This window comes from Thioalkalivibrio sp. HL-Eb18 (assembly GCF_000364985.1).
Lineage (GTDB): Bacteria > Pseudomonadota > Gammaproteobacteria > Ectothiorhodospirales > Ectothiorhodospiraceae > Thioalkalivibrio.
Window position 1 is genome coordinate 18,136 of record NZ_KB822975.1, and the last position, 23,710, is coordinate 41,845.

Annotated in this window: 20 protein-coding genes; 5 read left to right on the top strand and 15 right to left on the bottom strand. The window is 68.5% G+C overall.

The window, feature by feature from the left end; all coding sequences use genetic code 11:
* Positions 1–36 precede the first annotated feature (36 nt).
* Complete coding sequence (locus tag F813_RS0111430; RefSeq protein WP_017926672.1) at positions 37–1,845, top strand: long-chain fatty acid--CoA ligase; 1,809 nt, start codon at positions 37–39, stop codon at positions 1,843–1,845.
* A 21-nt stretch (positions 1,846–1,866) separates the two neighbouring features.
* On the opposite strand, the gene F813_RS0111435 is transcribed toward F813_RS0111430, so the two are convergent.
* The 15 genes from F813_RS0111435 to F813_RS0111505 all read right to left on the bottom strand — a co-directional run bounded on the left by F813_RS0111435 (position 1,867) and on the right by F813_RS0111505 (position 18,921).
* Positions 1,867–2,721: a uroporphyrinogen-III synthase gene (locus F813_RS0111435; RefSeq protein ID WP_012982085.1), complete on the bottom strand. Its 855-nt coding sequence runs from the start codon at positions 2,719–2,721 to the stop codon at positions 1,867–1,869.
* Positions 2,718–4,166: a siroheme synthase CysG gene (gene cysG / locus F813_RS0111440; protein WP_026148266.1), complete on the bottom strand. Its 1,449-nt coding sequence runs from the start codon at positions 4,164–4,166 to the stop codon at positions 2,718–2,720. The genes F813_RS0111435 and cysG overlap by 4 nt, the downstream gene beginning before the upstream one ends.
* 2 nt (positions 4,167–4,168) lie before the next feature.
* Complete coding sequence (locus tag F813_RS0111445) at positions 4,169–6,859, bottom strand: nitrate reductase (RefSeq protein ID WP_017926674.1); 2,691 nt, start codon at positions 6,857–6,859, stop codon at positions 4,169–4,171.
* A gap of 1 nt (position 6,860) precedes the next feature.
* Complete coding sequence (gene nirD, locus F813_RS0111450; protein WP_017926675.1) at positions 6,861–7,232, bottom strand: nitrite reductase small subunit NirD; 372 nt, start codon at positions 7,230–7,232, stop codon at positions 6,861–6,863.
* The gene (gene nirB / locus F813_RS0111455) at positions 7,229–9,709 is read right to left on the bottom strand and encodes a nitrite reductase large subunit NirB (protein WP_017926676.1); all 2,481 of its coding nucleotides are present in this window, start codon (positions 9,707–9,709) and stop codon (positions 7,229–7,231) included. Before nirB ends, nirD begins: the two co-directional genes overlap by 4 nt.
* Positions 9,709–10,509 (bottom strand): ABC transporter ATP-binding protein, encoded by an 801-nt coding sequence (locus F813_RS0111460; protein ID WP_017926677.1) that lies wholly within the window; start codon positions 10,507–10,509, stop codon positions 9,709–9,711. Before F813_RS0111460 ends, nirB begins: the two co-directional genes overlap by 1 nt.
* Before the next feature lie 25 nt (positions 10,510–10,534).
* Complete coding sequence (ntrB, locus tag F813_RS0111465) at positions 10,535–11,479, bottom strand: nitrate ABC transporter permease (RefSeq protein ID WP_017926678.1); 945 nt, start codon at positions 11,477–11,479, stop codon at positions 10,535–10,537.
* A 48-nt stretch (positions 11,480–11,527) separates the two neighbouring features.
* On the bottom strand, positions 11,528–12,832 hold the full coding sequence (locus F813_RS0111470) for a CmpA/NrtA family ABC transporter substrate-binding protein (RefSeq protein WP_017926679.1): 1,305 nt from the start codon (positions 12,830–12,832) through the stop codon (positions 11,528–11,530).
* A gap of 463 nt (positions 12,833–13,295) precedes the next feature.
* On the bottom strand, positions 13,296–14,618 hold the full coding sequence (locus tag F813_RS0111475) for a nitrate regulatory protein (RefSeq protein WP_026148267.1): 1,323 nt from the start codon (positions 14,616–14,618) through the stop codon (positions 13,296–13,298).
* 129 nt (positions 14,619–14,747) lie between these two features.
* On the bottom strand, positions 14,748–15,104 hold the full coding sequence (locus tag F813_RS0111480; RefSeq protein WP_017926682.1) for a DsrE family protein: 357 nt from the start codon (positions 15,102–15,104) through the stop codon (positions 14,748–14,750).
* A 91-nt stretch (positions 15,105–15,195) separates the two neighbouring features.
* Complete coding sequence (locus F813_RS0111485) at positions 15,196–15,438, bottom strand: hypothetical protein (RefSeq protein ID WP_017926683.1); 243 nt, start codon at positions 15,436–15,438, stop codon at positions 15,196–15,198.
* A gap of 70 nt (positions 15,439–15,508) precedes the next feature.
* Positions 15,509–16,147, bottom strand: coding sequence for a TIGR04282 family arsenosugar biosynthesis glycosyltransferase (locus F813_RS0111490; protein WP_026148268.1), 639 nt, complete (start codon positions 16,145–16,147; stop codon positions 15,509–15,511).
* Complete coding sequence (locus F813_RS0111495; RefSeq protein ID WP_017926685.1) at positions 16,140–16,844, bottom strand: TIGR04283 family arsenosugar biosynthesis glycosyltransferase; 705 nt, start codon at positions 16,842–16,844, stop codon at positions 16,140–16,142. The genes F813_RS0111490 and F813_RS0111495 overlap by 8 nt, the downstream gene beginning before the upstream one ends.
* A gap of 13 nt (positions 16,845–16,857) precedes the next feature.
* Complete coding sequence (locus F813_RS0111500; RefSeq protein WP_017926686.1) at positions 16,858–17,553, bottom strand: TVP38/TMEM64 family protein; 696 nt, start codon at positions 17,551–17,553, stop codon at positions 16,858–16,860.
* 6 nt (positions 17,554–17,559) lie between these two features.
* Positions 17,560–18,921: a replication-associated recombination protein A gene (locus F813_RS0111505; RefSeq protein ID WP_017926687.1), complete on the bottom strand. Its 1,362-nt coding sequence runs from the start codon at positions 18,919–18,921 to the stop codon at positions 17,560–17,562.
* Between the two features lie 133 nt (positions 18,922–19,054).
* On the opposite strand from F813_RS0111505, the gene F813_RS0111510 reads away from it, so the two are divergent.
* The 4 genes from F813_RS0111510 (at position 19,055) to F813_RS0111525 (ending at position 23,692) form a co-directional block, all read left to right on the top strand.
* Positions 19,055–20,290, top strand: a complete 1,236-nt coding sequence (locus F813_RS0111510) for a GTPase family protein (protein ID WP_017926688.1) — start codon at positions 19,055–19,057, stop codon at positions 20,288–20,290.
* Complete coding sequence (locus F813_RS0111515) at positions 20,287–21,822, top strand: GTPase family protein (RefSeq protein ID WP_017926689.1); 1,536 nt, start codon at positions 20,287–20,289, stop codon at positions 21,820–21,822. The genes F813_RS0111510 and F813_RS0111515 overlap by 4 nt, the downstream gene beginning before the upstream one ends.
* Complete coding sequence (locus tag F813_RS0111520; RefSeq protein ID WP_017926690.1) at positions 21,819–23,033, top strand: MFS transporter; 1,215 nt, start codon at positions 21,819–21,821, stop codon at positions 23,031–23,033. The genes F813_RS0111515 and F813_RS0111520 overlap by 4 nt, the downstream gene beginning before the upstream one ends.
* A gap of 95 nt (positions 23,034–23,128) precedes the next feature.
* Positions 23,129–23,692, top strand: coding sequence for an SRPBCC family protein (locus F813_RS0111525; protein ID WP_017926691.1), 564 nt, complete (start codon positions 23,129–23,131; stop codon positions 23,690–23,692).
* Positions 23,693–23,710 lie beyond the last annotated feature (18 nt).

A 23,710-nucleotide genomic window follows, 5' to 3' on the forward strand; every position in this document is an offset into this window, starting at 1 on the left:
ACGTCCCGAACATACTCCAAGCTGCGAGACGCGCCGATGTCCGATTCCGCGATCCGTCCCGACCAGGCCCCGACCCTCCCCTCGCTGTTCCGTGTCCGTGTCGAACAGACACCGGATGCCCCGGCCTACCGCCACTACAACACCGCGCGCGAGGCGTGGCAGCAGACCTCCTGGCGCGAGATGGGCGCGATGGTGGATCGCTGGCAGGCCGCACTGGCCGCGGAGGGCCTCAAGCCCGGCGAGCGTGTCGCATTGATGCTCGGCAACTCGCGCGAGTGGGTCGCGTTCGACCAGGCGGCGATGGGGCTGGGGCTGGTCCCGGTCCCGCTGTACACCGACGATCGTCCGGACAACGTCGCCTACATCATCGGCCAGACGCAGGCACGCATCCTGCTGCTGGGCGAGAGCGCCCACAGCCGCCGGCTGTCCGAGCACTTCGAGAACATGCCGTCGCTGCGGCGCATCGTGAACATCGGCGGCGAGGACACGGAGCCGGACGACGACCGCGTGACCGAGCTGGAAGACTGGCTCACGCGGCACGAAGCCACCGAATTCCACCACCCGGACCTCGATCCGGAGGCCATGGCCACGATCGTCTATACGTCCGGCACCACCGGGCGCCCCAAGGGCGTAATCCTCTCGCACCGCAACATCCTGGAGAACGCCTGGGCCTCCTCGCAGGCCGGCCCGCTGTCGCCCGCCGACCGGTTTCTGTCGTTCCTGCCGCTGTCGCACATGCTGGAACGCACCGCCGGGCTGTACATGCCCATGCTGATCGGTGCCGAGGTCGCCTTCGCGCGCTCCATTCAGGCCCTGGGAGAGGACCTGGTCAACGTGCGCCCCACCGTGCTGATCTCGGTGCCGCGCATCTACGAACGCGTACATGGCCGCATCCAGGCGGGGCTAAAACAGAAATCGGGCCTCGGCCGCGCCCTGTTCAAGGCGACCGTCAACATCGGCTGGAAGCGTTTCGAGCACCAGCAGGGCCGGGGCGGCTGGTCGCCCGGCTTCCTGCTCTGGCCCGTACTGGAGCGCATCGTCGCGCGCAAGGTACTGGACCGCCTGGGTGGCGAGCTGCGCTTCGCGGTCTGCGGCGGCGCCCCCCTCCCGCCGCCGATCGCCCAGTTCTTCATCGGCCTGGGCCTGCCGGTACTGCACGGATACGGAATGACCGAGGCCAGCCCGGTGGTCACCGTGAACACCCCGGACGACAACCTCCCCGCCTCGATCGGCAAGCCGCTGCCCGGAGTGGAAATCAGGATCGGCGAGATGGACGAACTGCTCACCCGCAGCCCTTGCGTGATGCTCGGCTACTGGAAGAACGAGGAGGCCACCCGCGAGACCATCGACGAAGACGGCTGGCTGCACAGTGGCGACCAGGCCCGCATCGACGACAGCGGGCATGTATTCATCACCGGGCGTATCAAGGATATCCTGGTGCTGACCAACGGCGAGAAGGTCCCGCCGGCCGACATGGAGATGGCGATCGCGCTGGATGCGCTGTTCGACCAGGTGATGATCGTCGGCGACAACCGCTCCTTCCTGACCGCGCTGGTCGTTCCGGAGCCGGAGGCATGGGCCTCTTTTGCCAGCGACCATGACCTCGACGCCGAGGCCGAGGGCCGCCCGCCGCGCAAGGCCGAACGCGCCCTGCTGCAGCGCATCCAGTATCAGCTACGCGACTTCCCCGGCTACGCCAAGATCCGTCATGTGCATGTGACCCACGAGGCCTGGTCCGTGGACAACGGCATGCTGACCCCGACCATGAAGCTCAAGCGCCCGGTGATCGTCGAGCACTACAGCGAGGCCATCGAGGCGATGTACGCCGGCCACGACGGTCGCTAAGACCCGCGTCGGGCTCGTGATTCAGCGGCCATGTGCATCCAGGTGGCGCGCGAGCGCCGAGACCAGGGGTTTCATGAAGTACTGACTGTCGGGGACCACCGTCGGATGCACCCCGTGGGCGCGCAGCTCGTCGGCCACCACCGGGCCGATCGCGGCGACGACGGTGCGGCCGAGCGCCGCCAGCAGCGAATCCTGATACCCCGAGTCACGGGCAACGCGCAGCAGGCGCCGCACCTGGGCCTGGCTGGTGAAGGCGATCGCATCCACATCCCCCGCGATCATGGCCTCGATCAATCCAGTCACTCGCCCGGCCTCGGCGGCATCCGCATAGCGATAGGGCCAGACGGGAAAGTCCTCGGCACCGGCCTGCTCCAGAAACCCGAGCAGGCGCCGGTTGGGCTCCGCGCCGTAGAGCTGTAGCCCGATACGCCGCCCGGCCAGATCCTGTCCAGAAAGGGTTTCGATAATGCCCTCGGTCGTCGGGGCCACCGCGACCGCATCCGGCCGCACGCCGAAGGGCTTCATCACCCGCCCCGGCTTGGGGCCGCGCACCAGGGTCGGCGTCCGCCTCACGGCCGCCAGCCAGTCGTCCTCGCATCCGGCACGCTGCGCAAAGCCGGTCAGGCGGGTGAAGCCCTCGCCGGTCAGGAAGATCAGGCAATCGAACGGCGCCGCGATGGCCTTGTCCAGCCAGGTCTCGATCGCCACGCGGTCGGGGCTGTCGTGGATCGCGATCAGCGGGCAGCGCCAGACCTCGGCCCCGCGCCGCTCCAGCAGGCCGGCGAAGACCTCCAGCGCCCGGCTCTCCGGGAGCGCGACCCGGCAGCCGGCAAGCTCGCCGGAGACCGCACGCGCACGGATCGCCGGTCCGCTCACGCCGCGCTCGCGGACGCGGACCCCGGCATCGGCTGCGGGAACGTCGCAGCGGCACCGGCATCCGGCCGGAACCAGGCCAGGCGCTGATGACAGGCGGCGACCTCGCCGATCACGACCAGACTGGGCGAACCGACCTGTTCGCGTTCGGCCCGGGCCGCCAGGGTGTCCAGCGTGCCGGTCACGACGCGCTGATGCGCGGTGGTGCCGTTCTCGATGATCGCGGCCGGGGTCCGCCCGGCCCGGCCCGCACCCTTGAGCCCGCGGCAGATCTCCTCCAGCCCCTTGCGGCCCATATAGAACACCAGCGTCTCGCGGGTGTTCGTCAACTGCGACCAGTCCACGTCCAGCCGGCCCTCGCGGGTATGGCCGGTAATGAAGCGCACGGACTGGGCATGATCACGGTGGGTTAGCGGGATGCCCGAATAGGCGGAACAGCCACTGGCCGCGGTGATGCCGGGCACCACCTGGTAGGCCACGCCATCGCGGGCGAGCACGTCCAGCTCCTCGCCGCCGCGGCCGAACACAAACGGGTCGCCGCCCTTCAGCCGTGCCACGCGCTTGCCCTCGCGCGCCAGCCGCGAGAGCAGCGCGCTGATCGCCTCCTGCGGCACGCAGTGGTGGTCACGCTCCTTGCCGACATAGAAGCGCTCGGCCTCGCGCCGGGCCAGGTTCACCACCTCGGAGGACACCAGGCGATCGTAGACGACCACGTCGGCCTGCTGCAGCAGACGCAACGCGCGGAAGGTCAGCAAGTCCGGATCACCCGGACCGGCACCGATCAGGTAGACCTCGCCCGGCGTGGCGGCATCCGCTTCATTCAATTCTTGCTCCAAGCGCTCTGCCGCCGCGTCCATGCGCCCGGCCAGGGCCAGCTCGGTGGCCGGCCCGGCAAAGGCCCGCTCCCAGAAGGCGCGCCGCGCGTTCACACTGTCGAAATGGGCGCGCACCCGGTCGCGCAGGCGACCGGCGAGATCCGCCAGCCGCCCGTAGCCGGCCGGGATCAGGCTCTCGATCTTCGCGCGCAGCAGACGCACCAGCACCGGTGCCCGGCCACCGGAGCCGATCGCGATGGTCAGCGGGCCGCGCTCGACGATGGCCGGCAGGATGAAGCTGCAAAGCTCCGGCTGGTCGGCCACGTTCACCGGGATCGCACGCGCGATGCAGTCCTCGGAGACCTGGCGGTTCACCGCCGCGTCATCGGTGGCGGCAATCACGATCGCCGCTTCACCCAGGCATTCGGTGTCATAGATACCCGGCTCGCGGGTGATCGGCTCCGGGTGCTCGCGCAGCAGACGCTCGGCGGCCTCGCTGTACGCAGGGGCCCGAAGGCGCACCCGCGCCCCGGCCTCCAGCAGCAGCGCTGCCTTGCGCGTGGCCACCGGGCCGGCCCCGACCACCAGGGCCTCGCGGCCGTGCAACTGCATATAGATCGGCAGGTGTTCCATGCTCATCCCTCCCGCGCCACGGGATCCGTGGGCGCCTCGGATTCTTCATTCAACAGGGTCTGGATCTCGGGGCGGCAGGAGCCGCAGTTGGTACCGGCCTCGAGACAGGCACCCACGGCCTCGCAGGTCGCCAGCCCCTGCTCACGGATCGCCGTGCGGATGCGCGTCTCGTCCACGCCGAAGCAGGCGCAGACCAGGCGCCCGCGCGCGACCTGGCCGTTCGGCGGACGCCCCGTGAGCAGGGCCATGCGTTCGTCATCCGTGATCGACTCGGCCGCGAACAGACCGCCCAGCCATTCGCGCTCGGGCAGGCCGCGGTCCGGCCCCGCGAACAGCACGCAGACGAGCCGGCCCTCATGAATGCGCGCGGCGCGGTAGCGCCCGCCCGCGGGGTCGGCGAACTCCAACCACTCGCCGGCGCCATCCAGGCGCGTCCGCCAGTCGGCGATCTCGGGTGGCGTGCCACGTCCGGCCAGTTCGACGCGCAGGTGCCGCGGGCCGCGCGCGGTCACCGTGTAGTCGGCCTCCGGCAGGCTCACTGGCTCGCGGCTCAGCACGAAGCCGTGCCAGTCCATCGCCGCCGGGCGCACCGAGATGGCGGTGTGCTTGAACGCCGGCTGCCCGGAGACCGGATCGACATGCGCGGGCACCAGGGCATCCACCCGCGCCAGGCGGGCGATCGGGCGGCTCCAGTGCATCGGCACAAACACGCTGCCGGGGCGTTGCTCACGGCTCACCTGCACCCGCGCCAGCAAACGTCCATGTCGGCTGGTCACCTCGGCCAGGTCGCCCGCCTGCACACGGAACAGGCCGGCATCCACCGGATGGATCTCGACGAACGGTTCCGGCTGATGGGCACTCAGGCGCGGGGTACTCGCAGTACGGGTCATGCTGTGCCACTGGTCACGGATGCGGCCGGTGTTCAGGCGCAGCGGGTACTCGGCATCGACTGGATCGGTTGGCGATTGCGGACTGACCGCCGCGAGCCGCGCACGACCGTTGGCCGTAAAGAAGCGGCCATCGGCGTAGAGCTGCGCCGTACCCGCCTCGGCTCCGGCGGGCAGCGGCCACTGCACCGGTTCGAGGGCCTCAAAGGCGGCCGCATCGATCGTGGCCAGTGCGCCGATGTCGAAGTCGCGCGTGCCGTCGTTTTCGAACGCGGACAGCGCCGCATGCTCGCGGAAAATCTCCGCCGGCCGTGTGTAGGGAAAGGCATCGGCGAAACCCAGTCGCTGCGCGACCCGGACCAGCGCCCACCAGTCGTGACGGGCCTCGCCCGGGGGCGCGCGGAACGGGCGCTGGCGCGAGATGCGGCGCTCGGAGTTGGTTACCGTGCCGTCCTTTTCGCCCCAGGTAGTCGCCGGTAGCAGCACGTCGGCCACGCGGGTCGTCTCGGTCTCGCGCACGCAGTCGGAAACCACGACCAGCGGGCAGTCGCGCAGGGCCCGCTCGAAGCGCGCAGCCTCGGGCAGGCTGAACAGCGGGTTGGTGCCGATGATCCAGACCGCCTTCACCTGCCCCGACTCGACCGCGCGGAACAGGTCCAGCGCCTTCAGCCCCGGCTGGCGGGCGAGGCTCGGTGCGCCCCAGAAGCGCCCGACCCGGTCCAGGGCCGCGTCGTCGAAGCCCATATGGGCGGCCAGCTGGCTGGCCAGTCCACCGACCTCGCGCCCACCCATCGCATTCGGCTGGCCGGTCAGCGAGAACGGGCCCATGCCCGGGCGGCCGATGCGGCCGGTGGCCAGGTGCACGTTGAGGATCGTCCCGGCCTTGTCCACGCCGCTGTCGGACTGGTTGATGCCCTGGCAAAAGGCGGTCACGGTGCGTTCGGTACGGGCAAACCACTGGAAGAACGTCGCCACCGCCTCCGGCTCCAGCTCGCAGGCCTCGGCGGTCGCGGCGATCGACGGGCTGGAGGCCCGCGCGGCCGCCAGGGCGTCGGCAAAGCCGTCGACATGCCGTTCCAGGAATACCGGGTCCAGGGCATCCTCGCGGCGCAGGTGATCCAGCAGGCCGTTGAACAGCCAGGCATCCGTGCCCGGCGCCAGCGGCAGGTGCAGATCCGCCGCCTGGGCGGTGGCCGTCCGCCGCGGGTCGATCACCACCAGCTTCATCTCCGGGCGCGCCTGTCGGGCCGCCTGCAGGCGCTGGAACAGGACCGGGTGGGCCCAGGCCATGTTGGAGCCAGTGACCACGACCAGATCGGCCTGCTCGAGATCGGTATAGCTCCCGGGCACGCCATCCACGCCGAAGGCGCGGGTATGGGCGGCCACGGCCGTGGACATGCAAAGCCGCGAGTTGGTATCGATGTTGGCCGAGCCGACGAAGCCCTTCATCAGCTTGTTGGCCACATAGTAGTCCTCGGTCAGGATCTGCCCGGAGACATACAGTGCGACCGCATCCGGCCCGTGTACCGCGATGGTCTCGCGAAAGCCGTCCGCGACATGATCCAGCGCGGTCTCCCAGTCGACACTCTGCCCGCCGATCTCCGGGTGCAGCAGCCGGCCCTCGTCATCGAGGGTCTCGGCCAGTGCCGCGCCCTTGGAGCACAAGCGCCCGGCATTCGCCGGATGGGCGGGGTCGCCGCGCACCGCGACCGGAAACTCGCCTTCCGGCGTCGCGGTCACCTCCACGCCGCAGCCCACCCCGCAATAGGGGCAGGTCGTGCGGGTCACCGGCTCGGCCGTGGCCATCTCAGCCCGCCTCGCGGCAGGCGACCGGCACTGCCGCGGGATCGTCCGCGGAATTGGCCGAGGCGCCGGAGAGATCCAGCCACACCTGACCGTCGGTCACCCGGATCGGGAAGGCATGGGTGCAGCCACTGTCCGCCCCGGTGGCCTCGCCGGACTGCAGGTCGATCACCCAGTTGTGCAGGGGGCAGGTCACGCGCTCGCCGTGGACGATGCCCTGCGACAGCGGCCCACCCTTGTGCGGGCACTGGTCGCGCAGGGCAAACACGCGGTCATCGGCTGTGCGGAACACGGCGATGTCTCCGTTCGGGCCCGCCACTACGCGCGCACCCAGCGACGGGATGTCCTCGAGCGGACAGATCGCAAGCCAGCTCATGCCGACACCCCCTGGCGCGGGGGCGCGTCCACCGGCTTGATCGGGATGAACTCGTGCGCCGCATGCCCGGCGGCGCGTTCGGCCCAGGGGTCCACCTGCGCCACCTCCTGCGACTCCAGGAAGCGGGCGTACAGCGCGGCGCGGTTCTCGGCGTCGTCCACCAGGCGTTCCTTCACCCGGGTCAGCCCGACGCGCTCGATCCACGGGGCGGTGCGCTCCAGGTAGCGGGCATCTTCGCGGTAGAGCTGCATGAAGGCCCCGGCGTATTCGAGCACCTCGGCCTCGGTCTCCACCTTGCAGAGGAAGTCGGTGGCGCGGACCTTCACCCCGCCGTTGCCGCCCACGTGCAGCTCGTAGCCCGAGTCCACGCAGACCACGCCCAGGTCCTTGATCGTGGCCTCGGCACAATTACGCGGACAGCCGGAGACGGCCATCTTGAACTTGTGCGGCGTCCACGATCCCCAGCTCATCCGTTCGAGCTGAATGCCAAGGCCCGTGGAGTCCTGGGTGCCGAAACGGCACCACTCGGAGCCAACACAGGTCTTCACCGTGCGCAGGGCCTTGCCGTAGGCATGGCCGGAGACAAACCCGGCGTCGCCGAGATCGCGCCACATCGCCGGCAGGTCGACCTTCTTCACCCCCAGCAGGTCGATGCGCTGGCCGCCGGTGAACTTGACCGTGGGCACCTGGTAGCGCTCGGCCACCTCGGCGATCGCGCGCAGCTCGGCCGGGGTGGTCACCCCGCCCCAGATGCGCGGCACGACGGAATACGTTCCGTCCTTCTGGATGTTGCCGTGCGCGCGCTCGTTGATGAAGCGCGACTGGGCATCGTCCTGGTAGTCCTTCGGCCAGGCCGCCAGCAGGTAGTAGTTGAGCGCCGGACGGCAGACATGGCAGCCGTTCGGGGTCTTCCAGTCGAGGGCCTCGAACACCGCCGGCATCGACTTCAGGCCATCGCGGGCAATGGCCGCGCGGACGTCGTCGTGACTGTGGTCGGTACAGGCGCAGACCGGCTTTTTCGCCGGGGCGTCGGAGTAGTCGCCGCCCAGCGTAGTCGCCAGCAGCGACTCGACCAGTCCGGTGCAGGAGCCACAGGAGTTCGAGGCCTTGGTGTGGGCGCGCACGTCCTCCAGCGTGAACAGCTTGTGCTCGCTGATCGCCTGGACGATATCCCCCTTGCACACGCCGTTGCAGCCGCAGATCTCGGCGTTGTCCGGCATCGCCGCCACGCGCGAGGCCTCGTCGCCATGACCGGAGTCGCCGATATGCGCCTGGCCGAACAGCAGGTTCTCGCGGATGTCGGCCACCGGCGTACCGTCCCGCATCAACTGGAAGTACCAGGAGCCGTCCAGGGTATCGCCATAGAGCACGGCCCCCTGGATGCGATTGTCCTTCAGCACCAGGCGCTTGTAGACGCCGCGCGCGGCATCCTGAAACACCAGGTCCTCGGTGGTCTCGTCGCCGGTGAAGTCGCCGGCGGAGAACAGGTCGATCCCGGTCACCTTCAGCTTGGTGGAGGTCATCGAGCCCTCGTAGCGCCCGATGCCGTATTCGGCCAGGTGGTTGGCGCAGACCTTCGCCTGCTCCCACAGCGGCGCAACCAGGCCGTAGGTGGCACCGCGATGCTGCACGCACTCCCCGACCGCGTAGATCGCCGGGTCATACGTCTGCATCGTGTCGTTCACTACCACGCCGCGTTCGCAGTGCAGCCCGGCGGACTCGGCCAATGCGGTGTTCGGGCGAATGCCGACCGCCATCACCACCAGATCCGCTGCGACCTCGCTGCCGTCGGTGAAGCGCACGCCGGTGACGCGGTCCTCGCCCAGGATCGCCTCGGTCTGGTGCGCCATGCGAAAACGCATGCCACGCGCCTCCAGCGAACCACGCAGCATCCCGGCGGCCACGGCATCCAGCTGGCGCTCCATCAGGTGATCCATCAGGTGCACCACGGTCACGTCCATGCCCTGGCGCATCAGGCCGTTCGCGGCCTCCAGCCCCAGCAGGCCACCGCCGATGACCACCGCGCGCTTGTGCTCACGGCTGGAGGCCAGCATCGCGTCGACATCATGGATGTCGCGAAAGCCCACCACACCATCGAGATCGGCACCCGGCACCGGGATCATCACCGGATCGGAGCCGGTCGCCAGCAGCAGGCGGTCATAGGGCGCCTCGGTGCCGTCCTCGGCGATCACCCGACGACCGACACGGTCGATCCGCTCGATGCGCCGGCCCTTGTGCAGGGTGATGCCGCGTTCGGCATACGAGGCATCGTCGTTCAGCATGATCTCGTCGACGGTCTTCTCCGAGGCCAGCACCGGCGAGAGCATGATGCGGTTGTAGTTGCCCCAGGGCTCGGCGCCGAACACGGTGATGTCGTACATGTCCGGCTTGAGCTTCAAAAGCTCCTCGACCGTGCGCATCCCGGCCATACCGTTGCCGATCAGGACCAGCCGCGGTTTCTCGTTCGCGGTATCCATCAGGCGGCCTCCGACTCGGGGTTCTTGTGACGCTCGTGGAGGAAGCGCAGCACCTCGGCCCGGTAGTGGTTGTACTGCGCGTTGTCGGCCATCGCCAGGCGCTCGCGCGGCTTCGGCAGGTCGATCTCCAGGATCTCGCCGATGGTCGCGGCCGGGCCGTTCGTCATCATCACGATGCGGTCGGACAGCAGCACTGCCTCGTCCACGTCGTGGGTGACCATCAGCACGGTGTTGCCCAGCTCCGACTGGATGCGCATCACCTCGTCCTGCAGGTGCGCCCGGGTCAGCGCGTCCAGCGCGCCGAAGGGTTCGTCCATCAGCAGCACCTTCGGCTCCATCGCCAGCGCCCGGGCGATGCCCACGCGCTGCTTCATCCCGCCGGAGATCTCGTCCGGGCGCTTGCCCAGCGCGTGGCTCATGCCGACCATGTCCAGCGTCTGAAGCACCCATTCGCGGCGCTCGGCGGCGGACTTGGTGCCCTTGAAGGTCTTGTCCACCGCCAGCGCCACGTTGTCGCGCACGGTCAGCCAGGGCAGCAGGGAGTGGTTCTGGAACACGACGCTGCGGTCCGGGCCCGGCTTGCTCACTTCCTTGCCGTCCAGGATCACCGCACCGGGGCTGGTCTCCAGCAACCCGGCGACGATATTGAGCACCGTCGACTTGCCGCAGCCGGAGTGGCCGATGATGGAGATGAACTCGCCACGGTCCACGTGCAGGTCGACATCGCGCAGCACCTCCGTGGCCGAAGGGCCCTCGCCGAAGGTCTTGTGGACGTGTTCGATGGAGAGGTAGCTCGTCATGATGTTTCTCCTGTGAGGGGCCGGCTCAGCCGGCCTGCGTGCCGCGGGTAACCCAGTGGCCGACGATGGCAACCAGACGGTCGAGGAAGAAGCCGACCAGGCCGACGTAGACCAAGGCCAGCACGATGTCGCTGAGCATGGAGGCGTTCCAGGCATCCCAGATGAAGAAGCCGATACCAACCCCTCCGATCAGCATCTCGGCGGCGACGATCGCCAGCCAGGCGAGGCCGATGCCGATGCGCAGACCGGAGAAGACATACGGCGCGGCGGCCGGGAGCATGATCTTGGTGAAGTACTCAAGACCGTTCAGGCGCAGCACCCGGGCCACGTTCACGTAGTCCTGCGAGATGTTCCGGATGCCGACCGAGGTGTTGATGATGATCGGCCAGATCGCGGTGATGAAGATCACGAAGATGGCCGACGGATTGCTGGCCTGGAACGCGGCCAGGGAGATCGGCAACCAGGCCAGCGGCGGCACGGTGCGCAGCACCTGGAAGATCGGATCCAGTCCGCGCATCGCCCAGGTGGACTGGCCCACCAGCACACCCAGACCCACCCCGGCGACCACCGCCAGCAGATAGCCGTAGGCCACGCGCTCGAGGCTGGCCAGCAGCTGCCACGCCATGCCGACGTCGTTGCCGCCGTAGTCATAGAAGGGATTGACGATCAGTTCCCAGGTGTCGGTAATCACCTGACTCGGGGCGGGGAGAAGGGCGCCCGGGGAGGACGCCATCATCTCCCAGATGAGCAAAAAAAGCGCCGTAACGACCAGCGGCGGCACCACCACCGCGGCTGTATTGCGCAGGCGCCGGGCCCAGGCCTCGGGGGCCACCGCGGCGCTTGCGCCGCCGGGCCTGGCCGCCGGGGTGGCCGGCTGGCTTTCCAGCGGCCGGCCCTGTGTCTTGCCCTCGCCCGCCGAGCGTTCGCGCTCGGCGCCGAAGGTCATGGTGCGGTCCAGAATGGCACTCATCACGAAATCCTCTTGAATCGTCGGTACAGGTGTCGTCGGGCCACCGCGTCAGGACGCGATGTCCTTGATCTCCAGGCTGTCGAGGTAGGCCTGCGGGTCTTCCGGGTCGAAGACCTTGCCGTCGAAGAATTCCTCCTTGCCGCGCGAGGTGGATTCAGGGATGTCGGCCGAGTCGATGCCGAGCGTGTCGGCCGCCTCGCGCCAGATGTCCTCGCGGTTGACCTCGTCCACCAGGGCCTGCATGTCGAGGTCAGGCGGCAGGTAGCCCCAGCGGATGTCCTCGGTGAGAAACCACAGGTCGTGGCTCTTGAAGGGATAAGAGGCCTGATCGTTCCAGTAGCGCATGCGGTCGGGGTGGTCCTCGACCACGCGACCGGTGCCGTAGTCGAAGTGCCCCTGCATGCGGTCGATGATGTCGCCGTACGGGGCATGGATGTAGCGCCGGCGCGAGCAGATCTCGGCGACCTCCTCGATATTCGCCGGATCCTCGCAGTACATCTGCGCCTCCATCACCGCCATGGTCAGGGCGCGGGCCGCATTCGGGTTCGCCTCCACCCAGTCCGCGCGCATGCCCAGTGCCTTCTCCGGATGGTTGTGCCAGAGCTCGCCGGTGGTGTTCGCGGTATAGCCGATGCCCTGGTTGATCAGCTGCATGTTCCAGGGCTCGCAGACACAGAAGGTGTCCATGGAGCCGACGCGCATGTTGGCGACCATCTGCGCCGGCGGCACGACGATGGTGGAGATGTCACGGTTCGGGTCGATCCCGCCGGCCGCCATCCAGTAGCGAATCCACAGATCGTGGGTACCGCCGGGGAAGGTCATCGCCGCGCGCACCTCGTCGCCCCCGGCGCGCTTTTCCGCCAGCGCGGTCTTGAACTCGTCGGTATCCAGGCCGACCTTCAGATCGGCGTACTCATCGCCCACCGAGATGCACTGCCCGGCCAGATTCAGCCGCGCGAGGATTGCCATCGGCGTACCGCGCCGGTGGATCAGGTACGGCATCGGCGTCAGGATGTGCGAGCCGTCGATCCCGCCGCGCCGGGAACCCAACTCGAGGTTGTCGCGCACCGTGCCCCAGGAAGACTGCTTCAGCACCTGCACGTCGGGCATGCCGTGGTCCGCGAAAAATCCCTTCTCCAGTGCGACGAACAGTGGCGCGGCATCGGTCAGGGCAATGAACCCCAGCTTCGCCTCGGTGGTCTCCGGCTTCCCGTTGCCGGCCTTCGCATAGCCCCAGGGCGCAGCCCCGGAAACGCCCAGCGCGGTCGCACCGATCCCGACGGCCATACCGCCCAGGAAACGACGGCGCGACAGGCCAGCGGTGTTCTTCGTGTCATGCGTGTGATCGGTCATTGCGGGTTCACTCCCCTTGTCAGCCAACTCATCCAAAAACGAAAAAAGGCGTCGCATCAGCCCGGCCGCTTGTGCAGCCGGGTGATGGACGCCTTTGTCCAGTCCCGTGGGAGGCCCGGTCATCGGGTCTCCCTGTTGTCAGGCGACGAACCGCCATTGGCTCGTCTTGCCGATACTCCTGCAGGAGGTGTGCCAATTAGCCGTTACTAATCGACCCCACGGGCCAGAATCGCCACGTGGCGCGGAAAATTCGGATAGTTTCGAAAACCGGGTCGAACGCTTGCGGGAAGCCCCAAGTCCGGAAGCCGACCCCTAAGGCACCAGCCTGGGGCGCACTTGCGGTGCACTTGACCTGCAATAGTGCGCCGCCAGGGGGCGACCTAACCCGCCGTAGGAGCCGCCTTGGCGGTGAAGCCCTTGCCCGCGCCGGACTTTGGCAGGGGCTTCGCCGCCAAGGCGGCTCCTACAGGCCCTTCGTCAGCAGGTCGGACATCGCAACGGTCGCTTCGGCAACCTCGGCCAGGCGCCGGTTCTGGTTCATCGCGGTCTGGCGCAGGAGCTTGTAGGCCTGATCCTCGCTGAGGCCGCGGTGCTGGATCAGCAGCGCCTTGGCGCGCTCGATGGTCTTGCGTTCGGCCAGGGCCTGGCGTGCCGCATGCAGTTCGTCCTCCACCGACTGCAGCCGGGTCGCCTGGCGCTGCACCAGGTCCATCACCGAGTGCCCGACGATCGGGACGTTGAGTACGGTCTCGCCCTCCTCCTGCGTGCTCTCCAGGCCCTCCGGCGCGCCGAAGAACACCGCATACGGGACACTGTCGCGCAGCTCCGACTCGGCGAGTTGCTCCACCCGGTCACGCACGGCACCCAGGTCCGCGCGATCCGCCGTGATACGTGCCGAACAGCGCTCGTTCAGGTGCATCTCCAGCAGGTCCTCGATCTCCTTCATCGCGTCGATGCGCGCGGTGGTGCAGGCAAACCAGGCCTCGGCGGGGGCCGGGTCTGGGCGGGGATCGCCCCGGGAATCGTCTTGGGTGCAGGCCTGACGGCGCAGGCGCTCGACCTCGGCCACGAAGCCCGCTCCCTGCAGTGCCTGCCAGGCCAAGCAGGCAGGCTCCGGAGCAAACTCGGAGAAGATCCGGAACGATCGCTCCTGCGTATCGATCCGGTGCAGCAGGGACTGGCGCAGTTCGCCATCAAACGCGCCCCCGCCAAAGCCGGCGGCCCCGATCGCGCGTTCCTGGCCCGCCAGTTCCTTGCCCTGCATGAAGTTCAGCAAAGCCACCAGGGCCCGCGAGACCTCCGGATCGGTGGCCGAATCAGCGGCCTCGAACACCACGGCCAGCAGCGACCGGATCAGCTCGCTGAAACCGCGCATCGCCTCCATCGGCGAGAGCGTCCGTTCGCTGACCTCCGCCCGCAGGCTGGGCAGACCCGACAGGCCATGCAGGGCCAGCGCCATCCGCCCCAGCAGGCGACTGCGAGCGTGGGCACAGGCCCCCGGCTCCAGCCAGCCATCGAGGTGTTGGCGAAACGCTCGTGCGGTGGTATCGGATTCGGCTCGGTACTGCGCCAGCTCGTCCGCATAGCGTTGGCCACCGGAGCCGATCCAGAGGCTGGAAGCGCCGCGTTCGCGCTGGAGCTGATGCACCAGCGCGCGGATGCGCCCGACCAGCTGTACGGCCTCCAGCAGGCGCTCCAGGCTCACGACCTCGCACTTGCGCGAGGCGACCAGGAAATCGCCAATGGCCTCTTCGAATGAAAAACTCGGGGATGTGTTCTGGGGCATGCTCGCCGTCCGCGGATGGTTCCGGGAACAAACCAAGCATGCGATGTGCCAGCTCGAGGGGCTGGCGGCCAGGGTGCGGGCAAATACGGGCGGGGGATCACATCCCCGCCCGCGGACCGGCCCGCTCGATCAGAAGCTCATGGAACGGTCGAAATCGGCAACGGCCTGGACGTACTGCCCCATCCCGGCCATCTCGGCGTTCGGCAGGAAATTGTGCTCGCCGACGTCGCGACCCTTGGAACAGGCCTCGCAGGCCCAAAACGGGACGCCTTCCTCGACCAGCGAATCCACGATGTCCTTCATCGCCGGCATGTTGTGGCCGACGATCTTGTCGTAGACATTGCGGTTGGCGATGTTCACGGCCTCGCCCTGCAGCCAGACGGTCACGTCATGGCCCTGCTGCTTGGCCACGTTCGCGGCGATCATGCCGAGGGTGGCGCGGGTCGGGTCGTCGGTACCGGCAGTGACAGAAACAATAAAGCGCATGGGACTCTCCTTGGTCACGTCAAAGTGGCAGGCACCGTAGCGACCCTAGCCGGGACCGTCGAGTTCCCACAAGCCTCAAGGAGACGCCGAGTCAGGAAGCGCCTTTCGACGCAATACTCATGCGGTAGAGCTTGAACGCCATCAGCAGCCAGGGGACGGCGTGCATGATCAGGTCGAAGATATCCAGCGGACGGATCAGCTCGCCCTGGAAGAGCCAGCGGATCTTCTCGACGATGTGCGGCTCGGGGACATACGGCGACAACCCGAGAGTGGCCACAAACAGAATGAACAACCACAACGGGGCACGGTCGACCCAGGCAACAAAGGCTTTCATGGCGCGCATCCTACCCGAAGCCTGACCCGGCTTGCGACTGCACCGGGACACGGCTCCAGGAGATCCGCTCTCAAGGCGTTGTTATGCCACGCAGGAGAGCTGGCGGACAGTGCGCCAGATCCTCCGGGCGATCGATGTCGGCTCGCGCTTCCAGCTCAGCCCAGACCAGGCCCTGCGACCGCGCCCGCTCGCGGGTCTGTTTCAGCACCCGGTCGCTGCCCCACTCGATGGCCTCGAACAGCCCGGGTACGGGTCGCGCGGTGGCCAGAAGCACGTAACCGCCATCCAGTGCCGGGACCAGTGCCACGTCCTGTCCTCCGGCCAAGGCTTCACGGGCAGCGATCAGGTCCTCGACACCCAGCGTCGGGGCATCGGAGCCCATCACCAGCGCCGGAAACGGACCCGCCTCCAGCGCATGACGCATGCGCGACCCCAGGTCGTCACCCACCTGCCTGCGCAGGGAACAGCCAAAGCGTTCGGCGCAACGCTTGAGGAACGGATGGTCGGGATCCGGACTGCACCACAGCTCCACATGGTCGGGTGCGACCTGACGGGCCACGTCCAGCGCGTGCTCCAGCAGGCGCTCGTGCAGCCGTGCGGCGCCCTCGGCACCCAGCGCGGGGATCAGCCGGGTCTTGGTCCGGCCCGGCTCGGGCGCGCGGGCAAAGACCAGCACCCGCAGCATATCCGACGGCCGACGGTCAGACATCGCCACGATACAGTCGCGCCAACCAGTCCGGGTTTGCACCCAGCCAGTAGGCCAGGCGCAACCGCCACATCAGCCAGATCGTGCGCCATGCGCCCTGCTGCTCCCAGCGCCGGGACGACGTCACCAACCACGTGCGCAGGCACGCTGGGCGCCCCACCGAGCGCTTCAACCGCCGCGAAAGCTCGATATCCTCCATCAGCGGCTGATCCGGCCAGCCGCCCACGGCATCGAACGCCGCGCGTGTAATGAAGATGCCCTGGTCCCCGGTCGCAATCCCGCTCAGACGCGAGCGCAGGTTCATCATTGCGGCGACCAGCCGGAATATCCCGCGACGACCCGACAGGCGGACATCGAAACGCCCCCAGGCACGATCGCCTCGGGACACGGCGTCGCGCAGGGCGTGCACCGCCACTCCGGCCCCGTCGGGAAACGTGGTGTCGGCATGCAGGAACCAGAACACCTCACCAAGGGCGCGCTCGGCACCCGTATTCATCTGCCGTGCCCGCCCCGGTGCACTGGGGAGCACGGTCACGCCACGTTGCTCCGCCTGCTGGACGGTCCCGTCCGTGCTTCCCCCATCGACCACGAACACCTCGCAGTCGAGGATCTCGCCCAGCGCATCCAGCAAGGACGGGAGGGATTCGGCCTCGTTCAGCGCCGGTACGATCACGGACAGGAAGGGCAACTCCCGCGACATGGTTGCGTGGGGTTCAGGCCAGCGACTGGACGGATTTCTGCCCCTGCCAGATCCGGCGCAGCAATCGAGGCAGCAACAGCAGCAGGGCCAGCACGGCGAGAATCGCCAGCCCCAGCTGAACGTGGCTGTCCGCATCGCCTGCCACCATCTCGCGCGTGGCGTGTCCCAGCCAGGCATAGGCGAACAGGCTGGGGATCAATGCGACCAGGGTCGTAATCGTGAATACGGTCAGTGGCATGCGCACCAGGCCCAGGGCGTAGTTGGTCGGTGCGAATGGGAACACCGGCACCAGCCGCGTCAGCGCGACCACGCGCCAGCCCTCGGCCTCCACATCCTCGCGCAGCCGTGCGCTGCGCGGACCCAGATGCGGTTCCAGCCAGGGTTGCAGCCAGGTGCGCGCCAGCATGAACGCGATGATCGCGGCGACGGTGGCCGCCAGCAGGCTCAGGGCCCCACCGGTGAACGGCCCGAACAGTGCCCCTCCCAGCAGGATCCAGAAGGTACTGGGCAACGGAAACAGCGCGAGGACGACAAAGGCCAGGACAAACACCATGTAGGCGCCCGCCCCCCAGCCGGCCAGCCACGCCTCGACGTCCTCCAGCGGCAGCAGCAGTTCCGGCCACTCGGTGGTCAGCGCCACCCAGATCAGCGAGCCTGCCAGCAGGATCGCCGCCATCAGCCACCAGCGCTTGGGATGCTGTACCTGCATAGTCCCCTAGCCTTCGCCGCCGCGCAGCCGCTCCAGCCGCTCGGCCAGCGCGCGCTCCGTGCCCTCGCGTTTCGCCCGATAAAAGCGCTGATCCTCCAGCCCCTCGGGCAGATAGACTTGCCCGCGCGCGAAACCGTCCGGTTCATCATGATCATAGCGATATCCGGCGCCGAAACCCTCCTCGCGCATCAGCTCCGTGGGAGCATTGCGCAGATGCAGGGGCACGCCGGGGCTGCCCGTCTCGCGGATGCTGGCCCGGACCTCGTTCAACGCCGCATAGGCGCTGTTGCTCTTGGGGGCGGCGGCCAGCTCGATCGCCGCCTGGATCAGCGCGAGGTCGCCTTCCGGCCGTCCGAGGCGCTCCATCGTCTGCCAGGCCGCCAGCACCCGCGCCCCCAGCCCCACGGCCGCCAGCCCGATGTCCTCGTAGGCCATGCGCAGCAGGCGCCGGCCGAGATAATCCGGGTCGCAGCCGGCATCCAGCATGCGCGTGAGCCAGTACACGGCCGCGCCGGGATCGGACCCGCGCACCGACTTGTGCAGCGCGGAGATCTGGTCATAGAAGGCATCGCCCTGGCGATCGAAGGCCAGGCTCTGCGCACCCATCACTGCGCGCAGGGCCTCGGCGGTAATCTCGCCATCGCGTGCAAGGTCCGAGGCCGTCTCCAACCAGTTCAGGGCGCGTCGGGCGTCGCCATCGGCCGCACGGGCGAGCTGCTGGCGCTCGGTCGCCTCCAGCCGCAGGCTGCGCCCCCCGAGTCCGCGCTCCGCATCGGTCAGCGCACGGTCAATCAACGCCTCGATCGCCTCGGCGCCGACGGACTCCATGCGATAGACACGGGCCCGCGACAACAGCGCGCTGTTGAGCGCAAACGAGGGGTTCTCGGTCGTCGCGCCGACGAAGGTCAGCGTCCCGTCCTCGATATGCGGCAGCAGCGCATCCTGCTGGCCCTTGTTGAAGCGGTGGATCTCGTCGATGAACAGCAGCGTCCCGACCCCGTTGCGCCGACGTGCCTTCGCGGCATCGACAACCGCACGGACGTCCTTGACTCCGGCCAGCACCGCCGACAGCGTGACCAGGCGCTGCGCACCGGCCGCCGCCACCAGACGCGCCAGTGTGGTCTTGCCGCAGCCCGGCGGCCCCCACAGAATCATCGATGGGGTCTGCCCCTGCTCGATTGCCTGGCGCAAGGCGGCATCGGGGCCGACCAGATGATCCTGGCCCACCATCTCGTCCAGCCGCGCCGGGCGCATGCGCTCGGCCAGCGGTGCATTCGGGTCCGGGCCCTGTGCGGCGGGTTCGGGCTCGGGGGGCAGTCCGCCCGCATCGGGACCAAACAGGTCGCCTTCGGAGGTATTGCTCATCATTTCAGTGTACCGCGCCCGCCGCGAACATTGGCCGACACATGGCACACTGAGCGGCGGGCTGGCTCACAAGCCCTGCACGGTTGCGCCCTCTTCACTAACGAAAGGTTTCCATGCCGCGAAACGGAATCACAGCATGAAGCTGCCCTGGCAGTCCCTCCGCCTGCCGAAGGGCCTCGGCTGGCGCAAGATCATGCAGGCCGTGCTGCAACCCGAGGCCGAGGCACCCGACGCCGACATCGTGGCCGAACGCGCGCGCGAACAGGCGCCGGTGCTGTGGCTGCTGGGCAAGGTGCAGTCGGGCAAGAGCACGCTGGTGCGCGCGATCACCGGCGACTCCGACGTGGCGATCGGGACTGGTTTCAAGAGCTGCACCCGGACCGCACGCGCCTATGATTTCCCGGCCGAGGCGCCGGTGCTGCGCTTTCTGGACACGCGAGGCCTGGGCGAGGTCGCCTACGAGCCCGACGAGGATCTCGCCGAACTCGCGGGCCACGCGCACATGGTGGTCGCCGTGGCGCGCGCGATGGATCTGCAGCAGGAACCCGTCCTGAATGCCCTGCGGGACATTCGCCGCCGGCACCCGAACTGGCCGGTCCTGGTGGTGCAGACCTGCCTGCACGAGGGCTATCCCGACGGGCGCGATCACCCGCCCTACGCCGAGCTGGACCGCAGCCCCGGACTGGAGGAACTGGCCCGCGCGCGCCGCACCCAGGCCGAGGCCTTTCGCAACCTGCCCGGGACCGGCCCGATGCAGATCGTGCCCGTCGACATCACGCCCGAGGACGAGGGCTTCACTCCGACCCACTACGGCCTGGACGCCCTGCTCGACGCCCTGGAGAGCCTGGCTCCCGAACGCATGGGGGTGATCCTGCAGGGGCTGCGCCAGTCCGCAGGCGGTGATGCCCGTCGGCTGCGCGCCCGATCGCACATTCTCGGCTACGCCAGCGTGGCCGCGACCACCGATGCCGTGCCGCTACTGGGCCTGTTCTCCGTGCCGGCGGTCCAGGGCAAGCTGCTGCACAGCCTGGCCAGTATCTACGGGGTCACCTGGGATTCCCGCAGCATGAGCGAGTTCTCCGCGGCGCTCGGTTCCAGCACCCTGCTCGGCCTGGGCCTCAGCCACGGGGCCCGGCAGGTCGGCAAGCTGGTCCCGGTCTACGGCCAGACCGCGGGCGCCGCGGCGGCGGCCGCTACCAGCTTTGCCACCACCTATGCGCTGGGCTACGCCGCACGCCACTACCTGGCCCGTCGGCATGACGGCCGCGAGGCCACCGCCGGGGTGGAACAGGCCTACCGCGATGCCCTGCGCGAGGCCCTGAACCTCGCCCGGCACCGCCAGGCCGGGCCCTCGGGGAGCGACACGCCATGAAACGCCGCTGGCTTACCCGCCTGCAGGTCACGGGCGTCACCTTCGCCGCGCTCCTGCTGCTGTCGCCCTTTCTGGTGGCCTTCGCCCTGGGTCTGCTCTGGCTCTACGAACACAATGCCCTGCTGATCTGGATCGCCGCAGCCGCCATCGCCGCCGGAAGCGTATGGGGCATGACGCTGTGGGCGCGCCACCGGATCAAGGTCCACACCCGCGAGCGGACGACCGAGCCCGTGCGCCCCGCCGATGGCGACTGGGCGCCACTGGAGCACGCCGCCTGGGCCGAGGTGATGCGCCTGAGCGAGCAGGCCAGCGGCGACATCGTCACCGACTACGACCGCCTGCGGGAGGCGGGCGAAGAAACCCTGCGCACGGTGGCCGCACACTATCACCCGGAACAGGAAGACCCGATCTGGGAATTTACCGTGCCCGAGGCCCTGCTGCTCAGCGAACGAATCAGCGCCCGGCTGCGCAAGATCCTGCTGGAGGAGGTACCGCTGTCGGATCGCCTGCGCATGGGCCAGATCCTGCGTGTCTGGGGCTACCGGCCCATGGTGGCATCGGGGCTGTCCTACGGGCGCACGGCCTACAAGGCCTACCGTATCGCGCGTCTGGCCAATCCCCTGCATGCCCTGGCCGCGGAGCTGCGCGACCGCTTCTTCAACGAGCTCTCCGGCAGCGCACGCGAATACCTGCTGCGACGGGTCGCGCGCATCTGGATCGAGGAGGTCGGACGCGCCGCGATCGAGCTCTACTCCGGCCGCCTGCAGCACGATGCCGACGCCCTGGCCGAGATCGCCGACCAGGAAGCCCGGGCGAGCGGCCCCGCGGAGGAGGCATTCCCGGGCCGGCCGAAGATACTGGTCGTAGGCCAGCCACAGGCCGGCAAATCCACGCTGATCAACGCGCTGCTGGGGGCATACCGCGCGGCCACGGACGTGCTGCCGCTGACCGCCGATCAAGAGGGCTACCTGCTGACGCTCGCGGACGGCCAGGAACTGCTGCTAGTGGACACCCCGGGGCTTGGCGACCGCATGGACGTGGATACCCTGGTTGATGCCGCCCAGACGGCGGATCTGGTGCTCTGGGTCACGCCGGCACACCAGGCCGACCGCTCCCCCGACCACGAGGCCCTGCAAGCCGTACGGCGCTTCTTTGCGGAGCGCCCGGACCGACGCCAGCCGCCCATTCGCATCGTGGCCAGCCACATCGATCGCCTGTCCCCCGCACGCGAGTGGGAGCCACCGTATGCCATCGACCCGCCGGGAGACCGACCCAAGGCACAGAACATCGCAGCCGCCCGCCAGGCGATCGCCGCGGACTTCGGCCTGCCCGAACACGAGGTCATCCCGGCCCGGCTCGATGGCGCGACACCGTACAACATCGACACCCTGACGGCCGAACTGGAGACGCTGATCCCGGCCATGCAGCAAACCCGCAAGACGCGGCTGCTGCGCCACCCGTCGTCCCGAAGCTGGCGCCAGATCTGGCGCCAGACCCGCAAGGGAGCCGGTCGCCTGCTGGGTCGCCGATGACCCTCCGTCCACGCCAGCACCAGGGCGACCCCTCCTTGGATTCCCCGACCGCCTGGCTCGCCTGCGGGCTCTCCCTTGTGGCGCTGTTCGTGGCCTTTGGCATCGCGTACAGCTACGGGGCGTTTTTCTCCTCCATGGCGCAGGAGTTCGGTACACGGCACGGCGGGTCCGCGCTGTTCTTTTCTTTAACGGCACTGTTGTTCTTCGGCCTGAGTGGTGTGACCGGCCCCCTGTCGGACCGCATCGGCCCGGGGCCGCTGCTCATTGCGGGTGGTCTGTTCATCGCGGCGGGGCTGGTCGGGACGGCACGTGCCGGCGAGCTCTGGCAGGCCTACCTGGCCTATGGCCTGGGGGTGGGGATCGGGGCGAGCTGCGTATTCGTGCCCGTCGTGGCCGCGGTCGGGCGCTGGTTTGCCCGCAGACGCTCCATGGCCCTGGGTATCGCGGTATCCGGGATCGGGCTGGGCGTACTCGGCTTCGCGCCGCTGTCCGCCTGGCTGATCGATCTCCATGGCTGGCGCTCGACATACTATTTCTACGCGCTCGCAGCGGCCATTGTCCTGCCGCTGGCCGGTATCCTGTATCCGCGGCCCGGGCGCGCACCGGATGGCACCCACGCCGCCACCACCCGCTGGGGCGGGCGCCGCTTCGCCCAGCTCTACCTGGCGACCTTTCTGCTGAATACGATCCTGTACGTACCGTTCGTGCACCTGCCGCCCGCGGCCGAGGCGGGCGGCATCGATCCGCTGCGTGCGGCGGGTCTGGTCGGAATCATCGGGCTGGCCAGCGTGATCGGGCGGCTGGCGATCGGCATGCTGGGGGATCGCTATTCCCTGATGAACCTCTATCGCGGATGCTTCGTGCTGATCAGCCTGAGCTTCCTGATCTGGGCCACGGCGGAGGACTATCCCGCCCTCGTGCTGTTCGCGGTCGTACTGGGGTTTGGATATGGCGGATACATCGCCCTGACCCCGTCGATCCTTGCCCGCCTGTTCGGCCTGTACAGCCTGGGCCGGATGCTGGGCCTGACCTATACCGCCGTGGCCTTCGGCGCAGCGCTGGGCCCGGTACTCACAGGCCTTGGAGTCGACCTGACCGGCCACTATCGGGTGGCCCTGATCGCGCTCCATCTCGTCGGCCTGCTCGCCCTGCTGGCGACACTCCCCATACGCGATGCGCCGCTGTCCAGCACGAGCCAACCGATGCGATAAGGCAATGAACCCGGGACGGACTCGGGGATCGAACAGTAAACCCGCATATCGCGCGGCCGCCCCGTTTCGCGCAGCAACCTCACGAGGTACCTGTCATGCGAGCGTTGCCCGTCATCGTCCTGGCCGCTTCGATCGGGTGGCTCGCCAGCGGTCACGCCACGGCCGTGGATGTCCTGGATCAGCAACTGGACACCCACGACCACGAGTACCGGCTCGAAGTCACCTTCCTCGTCGACGTGCCGCCCGAGGCGCTTTGGTCGTATCTAACCGACTACAACGCACTGGACCGCTACTCGCAGTCCATCCGCACGAGCCGCGTCGTTTCGCAAACCGACGACGAAGTCGTGGTGGAAAGCGTCGTCGATAGCTGTGTGTTCGTGTTCTGCCGGACCATTCGGCGCCACGAACGGGTCACCGAACACTACCCCGACCGCATCGACGCCGACGTCGATCCGGAACACAGCAACCTGCGGGCGGGCTCCACGCGATGGGAACTGGAACCCGCGGCCCACGGGACCCAATTGACGGTACACATGCACATCGAACCGGATTTCTGGGTGCCCGGCTTCATCGGCAAGACGCGCATCCAGCGCGCCACGATTCGGGAGACGAGCGAACTGCTGCGTTTCATCGAACGCGACTATCGCGCCAACCGGTAGTGCATCGGGAACCGTAGT